Source organism: Pseudomonas sp. NPDC087342 (assembly GCF_044744265.1).
GTDB classification, from domain to species: Bacteria; Pseudomonadota; Gammaproteobacteria; order Pseudomonadales; family Pseudomonadaceae; genus Aquipseudomonas; species Aquipseudomonas nunensis.
Genome location: NZ_JBIUXZ010000028.1, coordinates 62,229 through 78,957, shown reverse-complemented (window position 1 = coordinate 78,957; position 16,729 = coordinate 62,229). Strand labels below are relative to the sequence as shown.

Genomic DNA, 16,729 nt, shown 5'->3' with positions numbered 1-16,729 from the left:
CGAGCTCCTCGAAAGACTTTTTAGGAAATAGCAAACAATATAGGCCGCGAATCATGCCGATGAGTTGATGTCTTGTCAAGGGCGGTTGAGACGTTCCGCTAAGTGGTAGGTATAAAGAGGCGGGATATTTATTTCCGGCGCTTGACCTGTAAACTCGCGAGCTTTGGCTCTGTGCTGCTGCGGCGCGGAGTATCGCATAAGTGGGCGCTTTGTTCGCCTGCTGTTTATCGACAGGCACAAACTCTTTCAATGAATCTGCTCAAATCGTTAGCCGCCGTCAGCTCTATCACGATGCTTTCCCGGGTTCTGGGGTTCGTTCGTGACACGCTCATCGCGCGTACATTTGGTGCCGGGATGGCGACCGACGCCTTCTTTATCGCCTTCAAACTGCCCAATCTGCTGCGGCGGATCTTCGCCGAGGGGGCTTTTTCCCAGGCCTTCGTGCCGATTCTGGCCGAATATAAAAGCCAGAAGGGCGAGGAGGCGACGCGAACCTTCATTGCCTACGTCTCGGGCCTGCTGACATTGGTGCTGGCGCTGGTCACGGCGCTGGGGATGCTCGCCGCGCCCTGGGTGATCTGGGCCACGGCGCCAGGCTTCACCGATACTCCGGAGAAGTTCGAGCTGACGTCCAGCCTGTTGCGGGTGACATTTCCTTATATATTGCTGATCTCCCTGTCTTCATTGGCCGGGGCGATCCTCAATACCTATAACCGCTTCTCCGTGCCAGCCTTCGTGCCGACGCTGCTCAACGTCAGCATGATCATCTTTTCGCTGTTCCTGACGCCGTATTTCAATCCACCGGTCATGGCGCTTGGCTGGGCCGTGCTGGTCGGTGGCCTTGCGCAACTGCTTTATCAACTGCCGCATCTGAAAAAGATCGGCATGCTGGTGCTGCCACGCCTGAACCTGCGCGACACGGGCGTCTGGCGGGTGATGAAGCAGATGCTGCCAGCCATCCTCGGTGTCTCGGTCAGCCAGATTTCCCTGATCATCAACACGATTTTCGCGTCATTCCTGGTGGCCGGCTCGGTTTCCTGGATGTACTACGCCGATCGCTTGATGGAATTGCCGTCCGGCGTACTTGGCGTGGCGCTGGGCACGATTTTGCTGCCGACCCTGGCCAAGACCTACGCCAGCAAGGATCGCCAGGAATATTCACGAATCCTCGATTGGGGCCTGCGCCTGTGCTTCGTGTTGGTGTTGCCGTGCTCTCTGGCGCTGGGGATTCTGGCCGAGCCGCTGACGGTTTCGCTGTTCCAATATGGTCAGTTCAGTGCGTTTGATGCGTCCATGACTCAGCGGGCGTTGATCGCTTATTCCGTCGGTTTGCTCGGGATTATTGTGATCAAAGTGCTGGCGCCGGGCTTTTATGCGCAACAAAACATCCGCACTCCAGTGAAAATCGCGATTTTCACGCTGATCGTCACGCAACTGTTCAACCTGGTGCTGATCGGCCCGCTGGCCCATGCCGGTCTGGCGCTGGCCATCAGTATTGGTGCCTGCATCAACGCCAGCCTGTTGTTCTATCAACTGCGCAAGCAGCAGATGTACCAGCCGCAACCGGGCTGGGCGAAGTTCGGGCTCAAACTGGTGATTGCGGTGTTGGTGATGTCCGCGGTGTTGCTGGCGGGGATGCATTTCATGCCGGCTTGGGATCAGGGGCATATGCTGGAGCGGTTCCTGCGTCTGGGTGCGTTAGTGGTAGCCGGTGTGGTCGCTTATTTCGGCATGTTGCTGTTGATGGGTTTCCGTTTGCGCGACTTCAATCGCAAGGCGTTGAGCTGAGGCGTTTGCCTCGATAAACACGGGCGGGCCGGCAGTTTTGTCGGTTCGATTACTTTGGGTTACGGTGTTGCCTGTCGTCGGCCGCCGGGTGTGGTTATAATCGACCACTTTATGAGCAAGAAGCGCGTTATGCAGCTGGTTCGAGGCCTCCACAATCTGCGCCCCCAGCATCGGGGCTGTGTCGCCACTATTGGCAACTTTGACGGTGTTCACCGTGGTCACCAGGCAATCCTGGTCAGGCTGCGTGAACGTGCGCTCGAGTTGGGCGTGCCCAGCTGCGTGGTGATTTTCGAGCCACAGCCGCGGGAATTCTTTGCCCCCGACACCGCGCCAGCGCGTCTGGCCCGGCTGCGGGACAAACTGCAGCTGCTGGCCGACGAAGGCGTTGACCGGGTCCTGTGCCTGGCGTTCAACCATCGTCTGAGCAAGCTCAGCGCCGCCGAATTCGTCGATACGATTCTGGTGGATGGCCTGGGCGTGCAGCATCTGGAGGTCGGTGACGACTTCCGTTTCGGTTGCGATCGGGTCGGGGATTTCGATTTCCTGCAACAAGCCGGTGTCCTGCAAGGCTTTACCGTCGAGGCGGCGCAAACCGTCGAGCTGGACGGTATTCGCGTCAGCAGCACCCAGGTGCGTAATGCCCTGGCCGCCGCCGATTTTGCCTTGGCCGAACGCTTGCTCGGTCGTCCGTTCCAGATCACCGGGCGGGTGTTGCATGGCCAGAAGCTGGCGCGCCAGCTCGGTACGCCGACCGCCAATATCCAGCTCAAGCGTCGTCGCGTGCCGTTGTCCGGGGTTTTCCTGGTCAATGTCGACATCGACGGCAGGACCTGGCCAGGCGTCGCCAATATCGGCGTGCGGCCAACGGTCCAGGGTGATGGCAAGGCCCACCTGGAAGTACACCTTTTAGATTTTGCCGGCGATCTGTATGACCGGCGTTTGACGGTGGTTTTCCACCACAAGCTGCGTGAAGAGCAGCGTTTCGCCTCTCTGGAGGCGCTTAAGACGGCGATCAATGCGGATGTCGCCGCCGCCCGTGCCCTGTCGCACCTAGCGCCAATCGCTAATGAAGAGCCTTAAATGACCGACTATAAAGCCACGCTAAACCTTCCGGACACCGCCTTCCCAATGAAGGCCGGCCTGCCACAGCGCGAACCGCAGATTCTGCAGCGCTGGGACAGTATTGGCCTGTACGGTAAGTAGCGAGAGATTGGCAAGGATCGTCCGAAGTTCGTCCTGCACGACGGTCCTCCGTACGCCAACGGCACGATCCACATCGGTCACGCACTGAACAAGATTCTCAAGGACATGATCATCCGTTCGAAGACCCTGTCGGGTTTCGACGCGCCTTATGTTCCGGGCTGGGACTGCCATGGCCTGCCGATCGAACACAAAGTCGAAGTGACCCACGGCAAGAACCTGGGCGCGGACAAGACCCGCGAACTGTGCCGTGCCTATGCCACCGAGCAGATCGAAGGGCAGAAATCCGAATTCATCCGTCTGGGCGTGTTGGGCGACTTCGCCAACCCGTACAAGACCATGGACTTCAAGAACGAGGCCGGTGAAATCCGCGCCTTGGCCGAAATCGTCAAGGGCGGTTTCGTGTTCAAGGGCCTCAAGCCTGTGAACTGGTGCTTTGACTGCGGTTCGGCCTTGGCTGAAGCGGAAGTTGAATACGAGAACAAAAAGTCCTCGACCATCGACGTGGCCTTCCCGATTGCCGACGAAGCCAAACTGGCTGCCGCTTTCGGTCTGGCGTCGCTGACCAAACCTGCTTCGATCGTGATCTGGACCACCACCCCGTGGACCATCCCGGCCAACCAAGCGCTGAACGTTCACCCGGAATTCAACTACGCCCTGGTCGACGTCGGCGACAAACTGCTGGTGCTGGCTGAAGAGCTGGTCGAGTCGTGCCTGGCCCGTTACAACCTGGAAGGTTCGGTCATCGCGACCACCACCGGTAAAGAACTGGAACTGATCAACTTCCGTCATCCGTTCTACGATCGCCTGTCGCCGGTTTACCTGGCCGAGTACGTGGAATTGGGCGCTGGCACCGGCGTGGTTCACTCCGCACCGGCCTACGGCGTGGACGACTTCGTGACCTGTAAAGCCTACGGCATGGTCAACGACGACATCCTCAACCCGGTACAAAGCAACGGCGTGTACGTGCCGTCGCTGGAGTTCTTCGGCGGCCAGTTCATCTGGAAGGCCAACCCGGCGATCGTCGACAAGCTGACCGAAGTCGGTGCGTTGCTGCACACCACCATCATCGAACACAGCTACATGCACTGCTGGCGTCACAAGACCCCGCTGATCTACCGCGCCACCGCGCAGTGGTTCATCGGCATGGACAAAGAGCCGACATCTGGCGAAACCCTGCGCAAGCGGGCGATCAAAGCCATCGAAGAAACCAAGTTCGTCCCGGCCTGGGGCCAGGCGCGCCTGCACTCGATGATCGCCAACCGTCCGGACTGGTGCATCTCCCGCCAGCGCAACTGGGGCGTGCCGATCCCGTTCTTCCTGAACAAGGAAAGCGGCGAGCTGCACCCACGTACTGCCGAACTGATGGAAGAAGTCGCCAAGCGCGTCGAAGTCGAAGGCATCGAAGCCTGGTTCAAGATGGACGCCGCCGAGTTGCTCGGTGACGAAGCGCCGCTGTACGACAAGATCAGCGACACCCTGGACGTCTGGTTCGATTCGGGCACCACGCACTGGCACGTCCTGCGCGGTTCGCACCCGATGGGCCACGAGACCGGCCCGCGTGCCGACCTGTACCTGGAAGGCTCGGATCAACACCGTGGCTGGTTCCACTCGTCGCTGCTGACCGGTTGCGCCATCGACAATCACGCGCCGTACCGCGAGCTGCTGACCCACGGCTTCACCGTTGATGAGTCCGGCCGCAAGATGTCCAAATCGCTGGGCAACGTGATCGCGCCGCAAAAGGTCAACGACACTCTGGGCGCCGACATCATGCGTCTGTGGGTCGCTTCCACCGATTATTCGGGTGAGATGGCGGTTTCCGAGCAGATTCTGCAACGCAGTGCGGACGCCTACCGGCGGATCCGTAACACCGCGCGTTTCCTGCTCTCGAACCTGACCGGTTTCAACCCGGCCACCGACATCCTGCCGGCCGAAGATATGCTGGCGCTGGACCGTTGGGCCGTGGACCGCACGCTGTTGCTGCAACGCGAGTTGCAAGAACACTACGGCGAATACCGTTTCTGGAACGTCTACTCCAAGATCCACAACTTCTGCGTGCAGGAGCTGGGTGGTTTCTACCTCGATATCATCAAGGACCGTCAGTACACCACTGGCGCCAACAGCAAGGCTCGCCGTTCGGCGCAAACCGCGCTGTACCACATCAGTGAAGCGCTGGTGCGCTGGATCGCGCCGATCCTCGCGTTCACCGCTGACGAACTGTGGGAATACCTGCCGGGCGAGCGTAACGAATCGGTAATGCTCAACACTTGGTACGAAGGCCTGACCGAACTGCCGGACAACGTCGAACTGGGCCGCGCCTACTGGGAGCGGATCATGGCGGTGAAGGTTGCGGTCAACAAGGAAATGGAAATCCAGCGCGCGGCCAAAGCCGTCGGTGGCAACCTGCAAGCCGAAGTGACGCTGTTCGCCGAAGAGGCGCTGAGCGCCGATCTGGCCAAGCTGAGCAACGAACTGCGCTTTGTCCTGATCACCTCGACCGCTAGCGTTGCTCCGTTTGTACAGGCACCAGCCGATGCGGTGGTTACCGAAGTCAGCGGCCTGAAACTGAAAATCGTCAAGTCGGCCTTCGCCAAGTGCGCCCGTTGCTGGCACTGCCGTGAAGACGTCGGCGTGAATCCGGAGCATCCGGAAATCTGCGGTCGTTGCGTCGACAACATCAGCGGCGCGGGCGAGGTTCGTCACTATGCCTAATGCGGCTGGCCGTTTCGGACGGCTGAGCTGGCTTTGGTTGAGCCTGCTGGTCCTGGTCATTGACCAGGCCAGCAAGTTCTACTTCGAAGGCAAGCTCGAGATGTACCAGCAAATCGTGGTGATCCCCGATTTGTTCAGCTGGACCCTGGCCTACAACACCGGCGCGGCGTTCAGCTTCCTGGCCGACAGCTCCGGCTGGCAGCGCTGGTTGTTTGCCCTGATCGCGGTGGTGGTCAGTGCGGTGCTGGTGGTCTGGCTTAAACGCCTGGGCCGCAACGAAACCTGGTTGGCCATCGCTTTGGCGTTGGTGCTGGGTGGTGCGTTGGGTAACCTGTACGACCGCATTGCCCTGGGCCATGTGATCGACTTCATTCTGGTGCATTGGCAGAACCGCTGGTATTTCCCGGCGTTCAACTTTGCCGATAGCGCCATCAGCGTCGGGGCCGTGATGCTCGCGCTGGATATGTTCAAAAGCAAGAAAACCGGAGAAACCGTTCATGACTGAACAGGTATTGGCTGAGCAACGCATCCGCCAGAACACGGAAGTCACCTTGCACTTTGCATTGCGCCTGGAGAACGGCGACACGGTCGACAGCACCTTCGACAAAGCCCCGGCGACCTTCAAGGTCGGCGACGGCAACCTGTTGCCAGGTTTCGAAGCAGCGCTGTTCGGTTTCAAGGCGGGCGACAAGCGCACGCTGACGATTCAGCCGGAAAACGCGTTTGGCCAGCCCAACCCGCAAAACGTGCAGATCATCCCGCGTTCGCAGTTCAAGGACATGGACCTGTCGCCGGGTTTGCTGGTGATCTTCAACGATGCGGCCAATACTGAGTTGCCCGGTATCGTGAAAGAATTCGATGATGACCAGGTCACCATCGACTTCAACCACCCACTGGCTGGCAAGACATTGACCTTTGACGTTGAAATCATCGACGTCAAATCGCTGTAAGTTGTCGGAGCGAGCTTGTGTGGCGAGGGGGCTTGCCCCCGTTGGGGCGAGAAGCGCCCCCCAAAACCGGACTACGCGATTTTGAATGAGTCTGCGGTGAATGGTTTACGATTGCTGCGCAATCGAACGGGGGCAAGCCCCCTCGCCACAGCAAGCCCGCTCCCACATTAAAGTTTTTCACTGTTTTCGCTATTTCTTGCGCGCAAGACACGAGGCACAGCATGCAAATCAAACTCGCCAACCCCCGTGGCTTCTGCGCCGGCGTGGACCGGGCGATCGAAATCGTCAACCGCGCCCTGGAAGTCTTCGGGCCGCCGATCTATGTGCGCCACGAAGTGGTCCACAACAAATTCGTCGTCGAAGACCTGCGCTCACGTGGGGCGATCTTCGTCGAAGAACTGGATCAGGTGCCGGACGACGTCATCGTGATCTTCAGTGCCCACGGCGTTTCCCAGGCCGTGCGCACCGAAGCCGCCGGCCGTGGCCTGAAGGTGTTCGACGCTACCTGCCCGCTGGTGACCAAAGTGCACATCGAAGTCGCGCGCTACAGCCGTGACGGTCGTGAATGCATCCTGATCGGTCACGCCGGTCACCCGGAAGTCGAAGGCACCATGGGCCAGTACGATGGCACCAATGGTGGCGCGATCTATTTGGTTGAAGACGAAAAAGACGTCGCCACGCTGCAAGTGCACAACCCCGATAAATTGGCGTTCGTGACCCAGACCACCTTGTCCATGGACGACACCAGCCGCGTCATTGATGCCCTGCGTACGCGTTTCCCGGCCATCGGTGGTCCGCGCAAGGACGACATCTGCTACGCCACGCAAAACCGTCAGGACGCAGTCAAGCAACTGGCCGACGAATGCGACGTGGTGCTGGTAGTCGGCAGCCCGAACAGCTCCAACTCCAATCGCCTGCGCGAACTGGCCGAACGCATGGCCACCCCGGCTTACCTGATCGACGGCGCCGAAGACCTGCAAAAGAGCTGGTTCGATGGCGTCGAGCGTATCGGCATCACCGCTGGCGCCTCTGCACCTGAAGTACTGGTGCGTGGCGTGATCCAGCAGTTGCAGGCGTGGGGCGCTACCGGTGCCGATGAACTGGCCGGTCGCGAGGAGAACATCACGTTCTCCATGCCTAAAGAGCTGCGCGTGCGTTCTTTGCTTTAAACCTTTTCTCCTCCGCACACAGCGCCTGCGCGACCTTCAGGTTCTCCAGGCGCACGCGGCCAGTTGCAGCCAGCACCAACCGTTGGTGACTGACTGGTTCGCGGGCCGCGCAGAGGTGCAATGTCCCCGCTTGAAAGGCCTTGTCGGGCATCAGTGGTTCTCCGAGACCACTGAACCGCACAAAATTCATGACCCGCCAATTGCCGACAATCGGCACTCGAGCAGCGCTGCGATGCTCGAACAGCAGTGGATTGCGGGTGTCCTCATGCCCCTTGCCACTGACATCCACAATAATTCGCCAGCCCTGGCTCCAGTCGTCGTCGATGGCGTGGATTATCACGGTCTGGTTGCGGACGATCGCTTCAGTCCTCGCGCTGCGTATGCCGCTGATAAGCGACTGCGCAGCTTCGTCCCGATGGTTCGATTCGGTGAGCGCGGCGAACGCCGGACTGACCAACAGCAGAACAATCCCGGCAATTGCCAGTCCCATAAGCAGTTCGATCAGGCCAAAGCCTTGCTGATACATGGTTTTCCCTCCGTGGAGTGCTGCGGTTCGCACAATCCTTGCGCGAGTCATGGCAAAACAACCGTACATCTCTCGGTTGAATGTTCTAGCGTGTAGAAGCAGGTATAGCCGACGGCAACGGAGGGCACCGATGGATCATCGTACAAAAGGTTTCACGCTGGTCGAGGTGCTGATCACGCTCGCGGTTTTTCTGGTTTTGATCACGATGGCCGTTCCGATGTTTACCCGTTCGGTGCAAGGCACCCGCGCCGATACCGAGATTGGCGACCTGCAGCGCGCACTCAATTTCGCCCGGCTGGAGGCTATTGATCGGGGTGTCACTACACGATTGCGCCCGACCGCCAGTGGCAGCGTCTGGACCGGGGAGTTGACGGTCTACGACAGTACTGGCACACCGGCCAATGTATTGCGGGTTGTTCCAGCGCTGAGCACCGGCGCGACTCTAGCGCTACCCTCAGGAGTGACCGCCATCGATTTCAACAATATGGGCGGTTTGTCCTCACCGTCCACGGCGGTGGTGATCACTTATAGCCTGGGGGCGCAAAGCAGGACGCTGAATGTGTGTTTGAACGGACGGATTCTATTGGGTGGAAATTGCGGATGAGGCAATGGAGCAGGCGCGCACAGGAGGGCATGACGCTGATTGAAGTGTTGGTCGCGTTGTTGATTCTGACCGTGGGGCTATTGGGCGCGGCGGCGATTCAGCTGAACGCGCTCAAATACACCGACAGCGCGCGGATGACCAGCCAGGCGAGTTTTATCGCCTACGACATGATGGACCGAATCCGCGCAAACTCCGGCGCCGACTACACCGTGACGCCTCCGACCTCGGCCAACCTGAGCGTCGCCCGGGACCAGGACCTCTACGATTTCACTACCAATATCGTCAACTTTGGTGGCGCGACCGCCACTGGCAGCGTGACGCTCAATCAGCGGGTGTACACCATCACCATCAATTGGGATGACTCGCGCGCCGCCAACGTCGCCAATTCGCGCCGCACCTTTGTCCTGACCAGTCGTGCCGCCGTCGATCCGGCGGCGACACCATGAAGCAATCCAGCCGAGGGTTCGGCCTGATCGAATTGCTGATCGCCCTGGCGTTGAGCCTGATCGTGGTGCTGGGCGTGGCGCAGGTGTTCATTTCGGCCAAGAACACCTACGTCAGCCAAAACACCGCCGCCGGGATGCAGGAAGATGCGCGGTTCGTGTTGAGCAAGATGATTCAGGAAATTCGTATGATCGGGATGTTTGGTTGCCTGGGGACGGTGACGGATGCCAGTTCTACGGGCGATTTCAACGCCAGTCAGATTGCGCCGATCAGTTGGGACAACGCCAATCTCAAGCTTACGCTGGTGACTGCAGATGTAGGCACCACGGGCGGTACGCCGACCTGGACGGTAGTTTCCGACTGTAAAACCAACGCCACTGCCTACACAGGTGCAAGAGCGATTAGCGGGCAAATATCTTTTCCGATTCGTCGGTTGATCTACAGCTTCAGTAACAACCAATTATTGATGGGGGTCGGCAGCGGTACGCCAACCCAGGCTGTGCTGATCAATAACGTCAGTGCGTTCGGCGTATTGTTCGGTGTGGCCACGAGTACCAGTGATGTGGCGGCCTCCAGCTACAGCGCCAATCCATCCAATCCCGCGCTGATACGCAGTGTGCGCCTGACCCTGACGCTGAGGGACCCCAACAGCCGCGTGCGCGATCAAACCTTCACCGTGGTTGCCGCTTTGCGCAACCGGCTTCAGTAGGGGAGCGCCGGATGAGAACCCCACCAAACATGCATAACAGCCAACGGGGCATGGCCTTGCTGATCAGCCTGGTCTTTCTGTTGCTGCTGACGCTGATCGGCGTTTCATCGATGCAGAACGCGACCCTTCAGGAAAAAATGGCTGGCAGCGTGACCTTGCGTAATCAATCTTTCCAACTGGCCGAAGCGAACCTGCGCATCGGTGAAAGCGCTGTGCAACTGGCGACTTACACGCTGGCGGTTTGTGGCAGCACGACGCAATGTGCGCCGCCGGCCGAAGCGGCGACGGTGAGCAGCGCAGGGCTCAATTCCACCTCGGGGGTCAACTGGATCGCTGCCGGTGGCGGGTTTTACGGGGTGCAGAACATCGGCACTACGCTGACTGCGGTGAATGTACCGAGTAATACCTCGGCGACGCTGTACCGGGTCACGGCAATAGGCATCGTCGGCAATAACATTCGCAGTGTGGTGGAGAGCATCTATGCCAAGTATTGATGCTAGCGGTGGTTGGCGCCGACGATGGATGCAGGTGCTGCTCGGTGCGCTGCTGAGCCTGTATCTGACGGCGCCTGCGTATGCCTTCACGCCTTCGGATTCACCGCTGTTGAGCGCCGCCGCCGTGCCGCCGAATGTGATGCTGCTGATCGATGACTCGGGCAGCATGAACACCATCATCTTCGCGGCGGGTTTTGATCCGACGGTCAATCGCACACCGGCCCGGCAGTGCAACGCCTTTATCGGTCTATGTTTGAGTTCATCCGACATCGTCGGCAGCTCGATCTTCCTCTCCAGCCTGCCAACCTCAGGCTGTTCAGGCGGGGCCTACGCGTTCTACAACAACAGCCTGACCCCGCAATGCATCAAGCTTCCCGATCCGGTCGGCAACGGCAACACGCGTTACACCGACGATTACCTGTCGTACCTGGTGGGATTGGCCAACGGCAGCAACCGTGATTTCACCAACGGCTCGATTCCGACCGACTATCGCATCAACGTGGCGCGCAATGTTTCCTCCTCGCTGGTGACCAGCAACCGCGGCTTGCGGATCGGGCTGGCGACGTTCAACCCACCCACCAGCAACAACTCCGGCAATGGCGGTTATGTCGCCCGTTCCGTCAGCGATCTGGCGGTGGTCAGCGGCAGCGTGACCCAGGCCCAGGCGGACACCAACTACAACGCGCTGATCAGCGCGATTAACGGGCTGGGCGCCGTGGCCAATACGCCGCTGGCTGAGACCTATTACGAAATCACTCGTTACTTTCGCGGCATGGCGCCGTACTACAACTCGACGCCAGCGACCTACACCAGCCCGATCCAGTACCGCTGCCAGAAGAACTATGGCGTGGTGATCACCGACGGCTTGCCGACCTACGACCGCACGTTCCCGACTAACGATCCGCTGGGTCTTAATCGCTTGCCCAACTGGGACGGGATCAACAACGACGGCAATAACACTGCTGGAGACGACGAGGGCGACACCCTCTATCTGGACGACATCGCCAAGTTCGCCTTCGACATCGACATGCGTTCGACCGGTACGGACCTGGCGGGCAAAAACTGGACCTCTGCGGATTTTCCCAAGCAGTACATGAACACCTACACCGTAGGCTTCACCGCGGCCAACCAGATGTTGTCGGATGCCGCCGCCTACGGCCAAGGCCTGTATTACCAGGCCAACGATGCCGCCGGCCTGAACACGGCGCTGTCCTCCGCTTTGAGCAACATCACCTCCAAGGCGGGCTCGGGCGGTAGCGGTGTCACCAGCAGCAGTACGCTGAGCAGCGGTTCAAGTTACTTCCAGACCACTTACGATCCCAAGGACTGGCGCGGGACGATCAAGGCCTACGGCTTCACGGCCAACGGCGCGGTCAACACGTCGGCAGTGTTATGGACCACCGACACGGCCATCGTGCCGGGCGCCGCTGCGCCGACCTATCAGTCCTGGAACACCCTGACCAACGCCGCGATAACCTTGTCCTACAGCAACTTTTCCCCGGCCCAACAAACCTCACTCGGCCTGAACCTGCCGACCGGGATTGTCGGCAATGATCTGGTGGAGTGGAGCAAGGGCACCAACAAGGCCGGGCTGAAGGTGCGCACGGTGTTGCTGGGCGACATCATCAATTCGCCTCTCGCGTTGGCCTCGCCCACGGAGCAGACCGCTGCGGATCTGGTGGGCGATTCGACCTACACCACCTATCTGGCGACCAAAGCTACCAACATGAGCGCGAGCCTGGTGGTCAATGCCAACGATGGTTTCCTGAATGTCATCAACGCCGCCAACGGTGCCCGACGTTATGCCTACATGCCTTCCAGCGTGTTGCCATCGTTGCGCTATATCGCCGATCCGACCTACATCAACGGCGTGAGCCACAAGTTTCTGGTGGACGGCCAGGTCGGGGTGTTCGATGCGCAACTCGGGGCTGCCTGGAAAACCCTGGCCCTGGGCGGGACAGGGGCGGGCGGCAGGACGTTCTACGCGGTGCAATTGTTCGACGCATCGGCAGGTAATGCCTTCAAGGCGCTGTGGGAATTCAGCGCGCCGGCTACGGCCAACACGGCGAACGTCTTCAATGATCTGGGATATGCCTACGCCCGCCCGGAAGTGGCACGCTTGGCCGATGGTCGCTGGGCGGCCTTCATCTCCAACGGCTACGGGAGCAATTCGGGGGTGGCAGCGTTGTATGTGGTGGATGTGCGTGACGGTTCGCTGATCAAGAAAATCGTGGTCGACAGCACTGAAACCACCAATGGCCTGTCTTCGGTGAAGCTCAAGGTCAACTCGCAGAACGTGGTGCAAGCCGCTTATGGTGGCGACCTGAAAGGGCGTCTGTGGAAGTTCGACCTGAGTGGCGCCACGACTGACACTTGGGGCCTGGCATTTTCCGGCAAGCCATTGTTCACGGCGCCGGGTGGCGCGACGCAGCCGATCACTGCGCAACCGCTGCTGGCGGACAATTCCCTGGGCGGCAAGCAAGTGTTTTTCGGCACCGGGAAATTCAATGAGACGGCGGACAAGACCAACAAGGATCTCCAGGCGTTTTACTCGGTGTGGGACGCAGACGGCGGGTCGGGGCAGATTACCGTGTCGAGTTTGCAGGCCCAGTCGGTGACCGGGGTGACCTCTGGCAGTGCCGGCGGGCAGTTCATCACCACCAGCCAGAATGACACGACCTACCCGACCGAAAAGGGCTGGTACCTGCCGCTGGTGTACAACAACGTGCTGACCGGTGAACGGGTGATCAATCAGGCCAATCTGGTGGCCGGCCGGGTCGTGTTCACCACCGCCAGTGTCGACACCACTGACCCGTGCGCCAGTTTCGGCACCGGCAAACTGGTCGAACTGGATGCGTTCAGCGGTAAGATGCTCAATTACGCGGTGCTCGACACCAATGGCGACGGGCTGGTCGACAGCACGGATTCGATCTCCAGCGGGGTGATTTTCACCGGGGGGATTCCGACCCTGAACGCGATCGTCAACAATGCGGGCCGCAAGATTGTGAATGACTCCAGCGGTGGCATCACCTCCCTGGTGGAGAAACCCGGCGGTGGCGGCAGCCGTCGCATCATGTGGCGACAAATACAGTAAGTGAGAGTTGAGGCATGCGCAGATCCAACCGAGGTTTTACCCTGATCGAAATCATGATCGTGATTGCGATCATCGGTATCGTCATCACCATTGGCTATCCGAGCCTCACCGAATACGTGAAAAAGGGCCGTCGCACCGAAGTCGCCGGGTTGCTGTCCGAGCAGGCGCAGATTCTTGAGCGGTTCTATTCCAAGAGTAATGTCTACACCGGCGCCACCGGCCTGAGCACGGGGAACGATTTCTACACCATCACCCCGACCATCACCGACCAGGCCTTTACCCTGACGGCTGTGCGCAAGTCCGGTACGGCCATGGCAACCGACAAGTGTGGAGACTTCACCATCACCAACACGGGCGTCAGAAGCATGGTTAACGCCACGGCCACCACCAAGGATTGCTGGGGCCGCTGAGTTTCTTTTTCGGGCGCCTTTTGCGCCCTCTGTCTATTGAACGGTTGGATCAGAACATGAGCAGTCAACAGCAAGTGGTGATTGTCGGCGGCGGGGTGATCGGCCTGCTGACCGCGTTCAATCTCGCGTCTGAAGTGCAGAGCGTTGTGTTGCTGGATCGCTCGAACGTTGGCCAGGAATCTTCCTGGGCCGGCGGCGGCATTGTTTCGCCGCTGTATCCGTGGCGCTACAGCCCGGCGGTCACGGCGCTGGCTCACTGGTCCCAGGATTTTTATCCACAGCTGGGCGAGCGACTGTTCGCTGCCACTGGTGTCGATCCCGAAGTGCACACCACCGGGCTGTATTGGCTGGACCTGGATGACGAGGCCGAAGCGCTGGCCTGGGCCGAACGGGAAAACCGTCCGTTGCGGGCTGTGGATATCTCGGCGGCACATGATGCTGTGCCTGTCCTGGGCGGTGGTTTTTCCCGGGCGATCTACATGGCTGATGTGGCCAACGTGCGTAATCCGCGGCTGGTGAAATCCCTGAAAGCGGCGTTGCTGGCACTGCCGAACGTGACGATCCATGAACAGTGTGAAGTCAGCGGATTTATCCGTGAAGGCGACACGGTGGTCGGCGTGCAGACGTCCACGGGGGCTATTCACGGCGATCAGGTGGTACTGACAGCGGGCGCGTGGAGCGGTGACCTGCTCAAAAGTCTCGGTTTGGCGCTACCGGTTGAACCGGTCAAAGGCCAGATGATTCTCTACAAATGCGCGGCGGATTTTTTGCCGAGCATGGTGCTGGCCAAGGGGCGTTATGCGATCCCGCGACGCGACGGGCATATTCTGATCGGCAGTACGCTGGAGCACGAAGGGTTCGACAAGACCCCGACCGAAACGGCGCTGGAAAGCCTCAAGGCTTCGGCTGTGGAATTGATTCCGGCGTTGGCTGAGGCCGAAGTAGTGGGGCACTGGGCCGGGTTGCGGCCGGGTTCACCGGAAGGCATTCCATATATCGGCCGGGTGCCGGGGTTTGCGGGGCTTTGGCTTAACTGCGGGCATTACCGCAATGGGCTGGTGCTGGCGCCGGCGTCGTGTCAGTTGTTTGCGGATGTGATGTTGGGCAGGGCGCCGATTATTGATCCGGCGCCGTATGCGCCGATTGGGCGTATTTAGGCTTTAGATATTTATCGCCTGATAGACCGCTATCGCGAGCAAGCTCGCTCCCACAGTTGATCGCAGGTGTACTCAGATGTTGGGAACACAGCTGAACCCCTGTGGGAGCGGGCTTGCTCGCGAAGAGGCCCTCAATCCAAACCGAGTTTCTTCAGCCTGTAGCGCATCGACCGAAACGACAAATTCAACCGTTGCGCCGCCGCCGTGCGGTTCCAGCGGGTTTCTTCCAGCGCCTGGAGGATCAGTTTGCGTTCAACGTTTTCCAGATAATCTTCCAGATTGTCGATCCGCGTCAGGTCTGGCACACCCGCTTCTGCGGCGCAGTTGCCTTCGGCCAGGCGTAAGTCCCCGGCTTCGATCTGTTTGTTCTCGCACAAGGTGTGAGCGCGTTCGAGCATGTTCTCCAGCTCCCGCACATTGCCCGGAAAGCGGTAGCTTTTCAGCGCTTCAAGGGCTTGCGGATGCAGTTTGGCGGCGGGATGGCCGGTGCCGGCGGCCAAGCGCTTGAGCACATGATTGGCCAGTGTCTCGATGTCGTCCCGACGTTCGCGCAAGGGTGGAACGCGCAACTCGATCACGTTCAAACGGTAATACAAATCCTGGCGAAAACGTTCGGCGCTGACTTCGGCGGCGAGGTCTTTGTGAGTGGCGCAGAGGATGCGCACGTCGACCACGGTTTCCTGCTGCCCGCCGACGGCGCGTACAGCTTTCTCCTGAATCGCCCGCAGCAGCTTGACCTGCATCGCCAGCGGCAAATCCGCCACTTCGTCGAGGAACAGAGTGCCGCCATGGGCGGCCTGGAACAGTCCGGGATTGTCTTCAATGGCGCCACTGAAGCTGCCTTTGCGGTGGCCGAAGAATTCGCTTTCCATCAGTTCTGACGGGATTGCCCCGCAGTTGACCGGGATAAAGGGGCGGCCGGCCCGCGGACCTTGTTCGTGGATCAGGCGAGCGACCAACTCCTTGCCGCTGCCGGATTCGCCGCTGATGTACACCGGGGCCTGGCTGCGGGCCAGTTTGTCGATTTGTTTACGCAAGTTGCGCATCGGCAATGATTCGCCCAGCAACCGACGATCAATGGCGGTGCTGGCGCCCCCCGGAGCGGGCAGGCGCAGGGCGCTGGTGACCAGTTCCCGCAGTCGGGTGAGGTCCACCGGTTTGGTCAGGAAGTCAAAGGCACCGGCCTTGAGGGCGTTGATCGCGGTTTCGAGGCTACCGTAAGCGGTGATCATCGCCACTGGCACTTGGGGATAGCGTTGCTGGATGTGTTGCACCAGCTCCAGGCCCGTACCATCGGGCAGACGCATGTCGGTCAGGCACAGATCGAATGTCTCCCGGCCCAGCAGCGCCTGGGCTTCGCCGAGGTTACGGGCACTGAAGGTGTCGAGTTTCATCCGTCCCAGGGTGATTTCCAGGAGTTCGCGGATATCCGGTTCGTCGTCGACGATCAGGACTTTTTGCCGTGGGCTCAT

General features: G+C 59.8%; 14 protein-coding genes and 1 pseudogene. 13 read left to right on the top strand and 2 right to left on the bottom strand.

What is annotated here, in order from left to right; genetic code table 11:
- Positions 1-249 precede the first annotated feature (249 nt).
- The 6 genes and pseudogenes from murJ (at position 250) to ispH (ending at position 7,819) form a co-directional block, all read left to right on the top strand.
- On the top strand, positions 250-1,788 hold the full coding sequence (gene murJ, locus ACIOYV_RS29845) for a murein biosynthesis integral membrane protein MurJ (RefSeq protein ID WP_054051374.1): 1,539 nt from the start codon (positions 250-252) through the stop codon (positions 1,786-1,788).
- Positions 1,789-1,917: 129 nt separating this feature from the next.
- Positions 1,918-2,868, top strand: coding sequence for a bifunctional riboflavin kinase/FAD synthetase (gene ribF, locus ACIOYV_RS29840; RefSeq protein ID WP_401329604.1), 951 nt, complete (start codon positions 1,918-1,920; stop codon positions 2,866-2,868).
- Positions 2,869-5,700, top strand: a pseudogene (gene ileS, locus ACIOYV_RS29835) (isoleucine--tRNA ligase).
- Entirely contained in the window at positions 5,693-6,205 is a 513-nt protein-coding gene (gene lspA / locus ACIOYV_RS29830; RefSeq protein WP_054051366.1) for a signal peptidase II, read from the top strand. Before ileS ends, lspA begins: the two are co-directional and overlap by 8 nt.
- 7 nt (positions 6,206-6,212) lie before the next feature.
- On the top strand, positions 6,213-6,650 hold the full coding sequence (gene fkpB, locus ACIOYV_RS29825; protein WP_177331483.1) for an FKBP-type peptidyl-prolyl cis-trans isomerase: 438 nt from the start codon (positions 6,213-6,215) through the stop codon (positions 6,648-6,650).
- A 221-nt stretch (positions 6,651-6,871) separates the two neighbouring features.
- Positions 6,872-7,819, top strand: a complete 948-nt coding sequence (ispH, locus tag ACIOYV_RS29820) for a 4-hydroxy-3-methylbut-2-enyl diphosphate reductase (RefSeq protein ID WP_163911724.1) — start codon at positions 6,872-6,874, stop codon at positions 7,817-7,819.
- Here ispH and ACIOYV_RS29815 read toward each other — a convergent pair.
- Positions 7,788-8,345, bottom strand: a complete 558-nt coding sequence (locus ACIOYV_RS29815; RefSeq protein ID WP_401329600.1) for a GspH/FimT family pseudopilin — start codon at positions 8,343-8,345, stop codon at positions 7,788-7,790. The two genes, ispH and ACIOYV_RS29815, sit on opposite strands and share 32 nt — an antisense overlap.
- 130 nt (positions 8,346-8,475) lie before the next feature.
- On the opposite strand from ACIOYV_RS29815, the gene ACIOYV_RS29810 reads away from it, so the two are divergent.
- The 7 genes from ACIOYV_RS29810 to thiO are packed head-to-tail and all read left to right on the top strand — an operon-like array spanning position 8,476 to position 15,257.
- Positions 8,476-8,949, top strand: a complete 474-nt coding sequence (locus tag ACIOYV_RS29810; protein WP_265040977.1) for a GspH/FimT family pseudopilin — start codon at positions 8,476-8,478, stop codon at positions 8,947-8,949.
- Entirely contained in the window at positions 8,946-9,395 is a 450-nt protein-coding gene (pilV, locus tag ACIOYV_RS29805; RefSeq protein ID WP_163911730.1) for a type IV pilus modification protein PilV, read from the top strand. Before ACIOYV_RS29810 ends, pilV begins: the two co-directional genes overlap by 4 nt.
- On the top strand, positions 9,392-10,102 hold the full coding sequence (locus ACIOYV_RS29800) for a PilW family protein (protein WP_401329596.1): 711 nt from the start codon (positions 9,392-9,394) through the stop codon (positions 10,100-10,102). The genes pilV and ACIOYV_RS29800 overlap by 4 nt, the downstream gene beginning before the upstream one ends.
- Positions 10,103-10,113: 11 nt before the next feature.
- On the top strand, positions 10,114-10,596 hold the full coding sequence (locus tag ACIOYV_RS29795) for a PilX N-terminal domain-containing pilus assembly protein (RefSeq protein ID WP_401329593.1): 483 nt from the start codon (positions 10,114-10,116) through the stop codon (positions 10,594-10,596).
- Entirely contained in the window at positions 10,583-13,690 is a 3,108-nt protein-coding gene (locus ACIOYV_RS29790) for a pilus assembly protein (protein WP_401329590.1), read from the top strand. Before ACIOYV_RS29795 ends, ACIOYV_RS29790 begins: the two co-directional genes overlap by 14 nt.
- Before the next feature lie 14 nt (positions 13,691-13,704).
- Positions 13,705-14,100, top strand: coding sequence for a type IV pilin protein (locus ACIOYV_RS29785; RefSeq protein WP_163911742.1), 396 nt, complete (start codon positions 13,705-13,707; stop codon positions 14,098-14,100).
- Positions 14,101-14,156: 56 nt separating this feature from the next.
- A complete protein-coding gene (thiO, locus tag ACIOYV_RS29780; RefSeq protein ID WP_401329586.1) occupies positions 14,157-15,257 on the top strand; it encodes a glycine oxidase ThiO in 1,101 nt (366 codons plus the stop codon).
- Positions 15,258-15,388: 131 nt separating this feature from the next.
- Here the strand turns inward: thiO and ACIOYV_RS29775 are convergent, their stop codons facing one another.
- Positions 15,389-16,729: a sigma-54-dependent transcriptional regulator gene (locus ACIOYV_RS29775; RefSeq protein ID WP_401329583.1), complete on the bottom strand. Its 1,341-nt coding sequence runs from the start codon at positions 16,727-16,729 to the stop codon at positions 15,389-15,391.

Bases quoted from the DNA above. Each gene is read 5' to 3' on its own strand.
- murJ (WP_054051374.1), top strand. From the start codon at position 250: ATGAATCTGCTCAAATCGTTAGCCGCCGTCAGCTCTATCACGATGCTT.
- ribF (WP_401329604.1), top strand. From the start codon at position 1,918: ATGCAGCTGGTTCGAGGCCTCCACAATCTGCGCCCCCAGCATCGGGGC.
- lspA (WP_054051366.1), top strand. From the start codon at position 5,693: ATGCCTAATGCGGCTGGCCGTTTCGGACGGCTGAGCTGGCTTTGGTTG.
- ispH (WP_163911724.1), top strand. From the start codon at position 6,872: ATGCAAATCAAACTCGCCAACCCCCGTGGCTTCTGCGCCGGCGTGGAC.
- ACIOYV_RS29815 (WP_401329600.1), bottom strand. From the start codon at position 8,345: ATGTATCAGCAAGGCTTTGGCCTGATCGAACTGCTTATGGGACTGGCA.
- ACIOYV_RS29810 (WP_265040977.1), top strand. From the start codon at position 8,476: ATGGATCATCGTACAAAAGGTTTCACGCTGGTCGAGGTGCTGATCACG.
- pilV (WP_163911730.1), top strand. From the start codon at position 8,946: ATGAGGCAATGGAGCAGGCGCGCACAGGAGGGCATGACGCTGATTGAA.
- ACIOYV_RS29800 (WP_401329596.1), top strand. From the start codon at position 9,392: ATGAAGCAATCCAGCCGAGGGTTCGGCCTGATCGAATTGCTGATCGCC.
- ACIOYV_RS29795 (WP_401329593.1), top strand. From the start codon at position 10,114: ATGAGAACCCCACCAAACATGCATAACAGCCAACGGGGCATGGCCTTG.
- ACIOYV_RS29790 (WP_401329590.1), top strand. From the start codon at position 10,583: ATGCCAAGTATTGATGCTAGCGGTGGTTGGCGCCGACGATGGATGCAG.
- ACIOYV_RS29785 (WP_163911742.1), top strand. From the start codon at position 13,705: ATGCGCAGATCCAACCGAGGTTTTACCCTGATCGAAATCATGATCGTG.
- thiO (WP_401329586.1), top strand. From the start codon at position 14,157: ATGAGCAGTCAACAGCAAGTGGTGATTGTCGGCGGCGGGGTGATCGGC.
- ACIOYV_RS29775 (WP_401329583.1), bottom strand. From the start codon at position 16,729: ATGAGCCCACGGCAAAAAGTCCTGATCGTCGACGACGAACCGGATATC.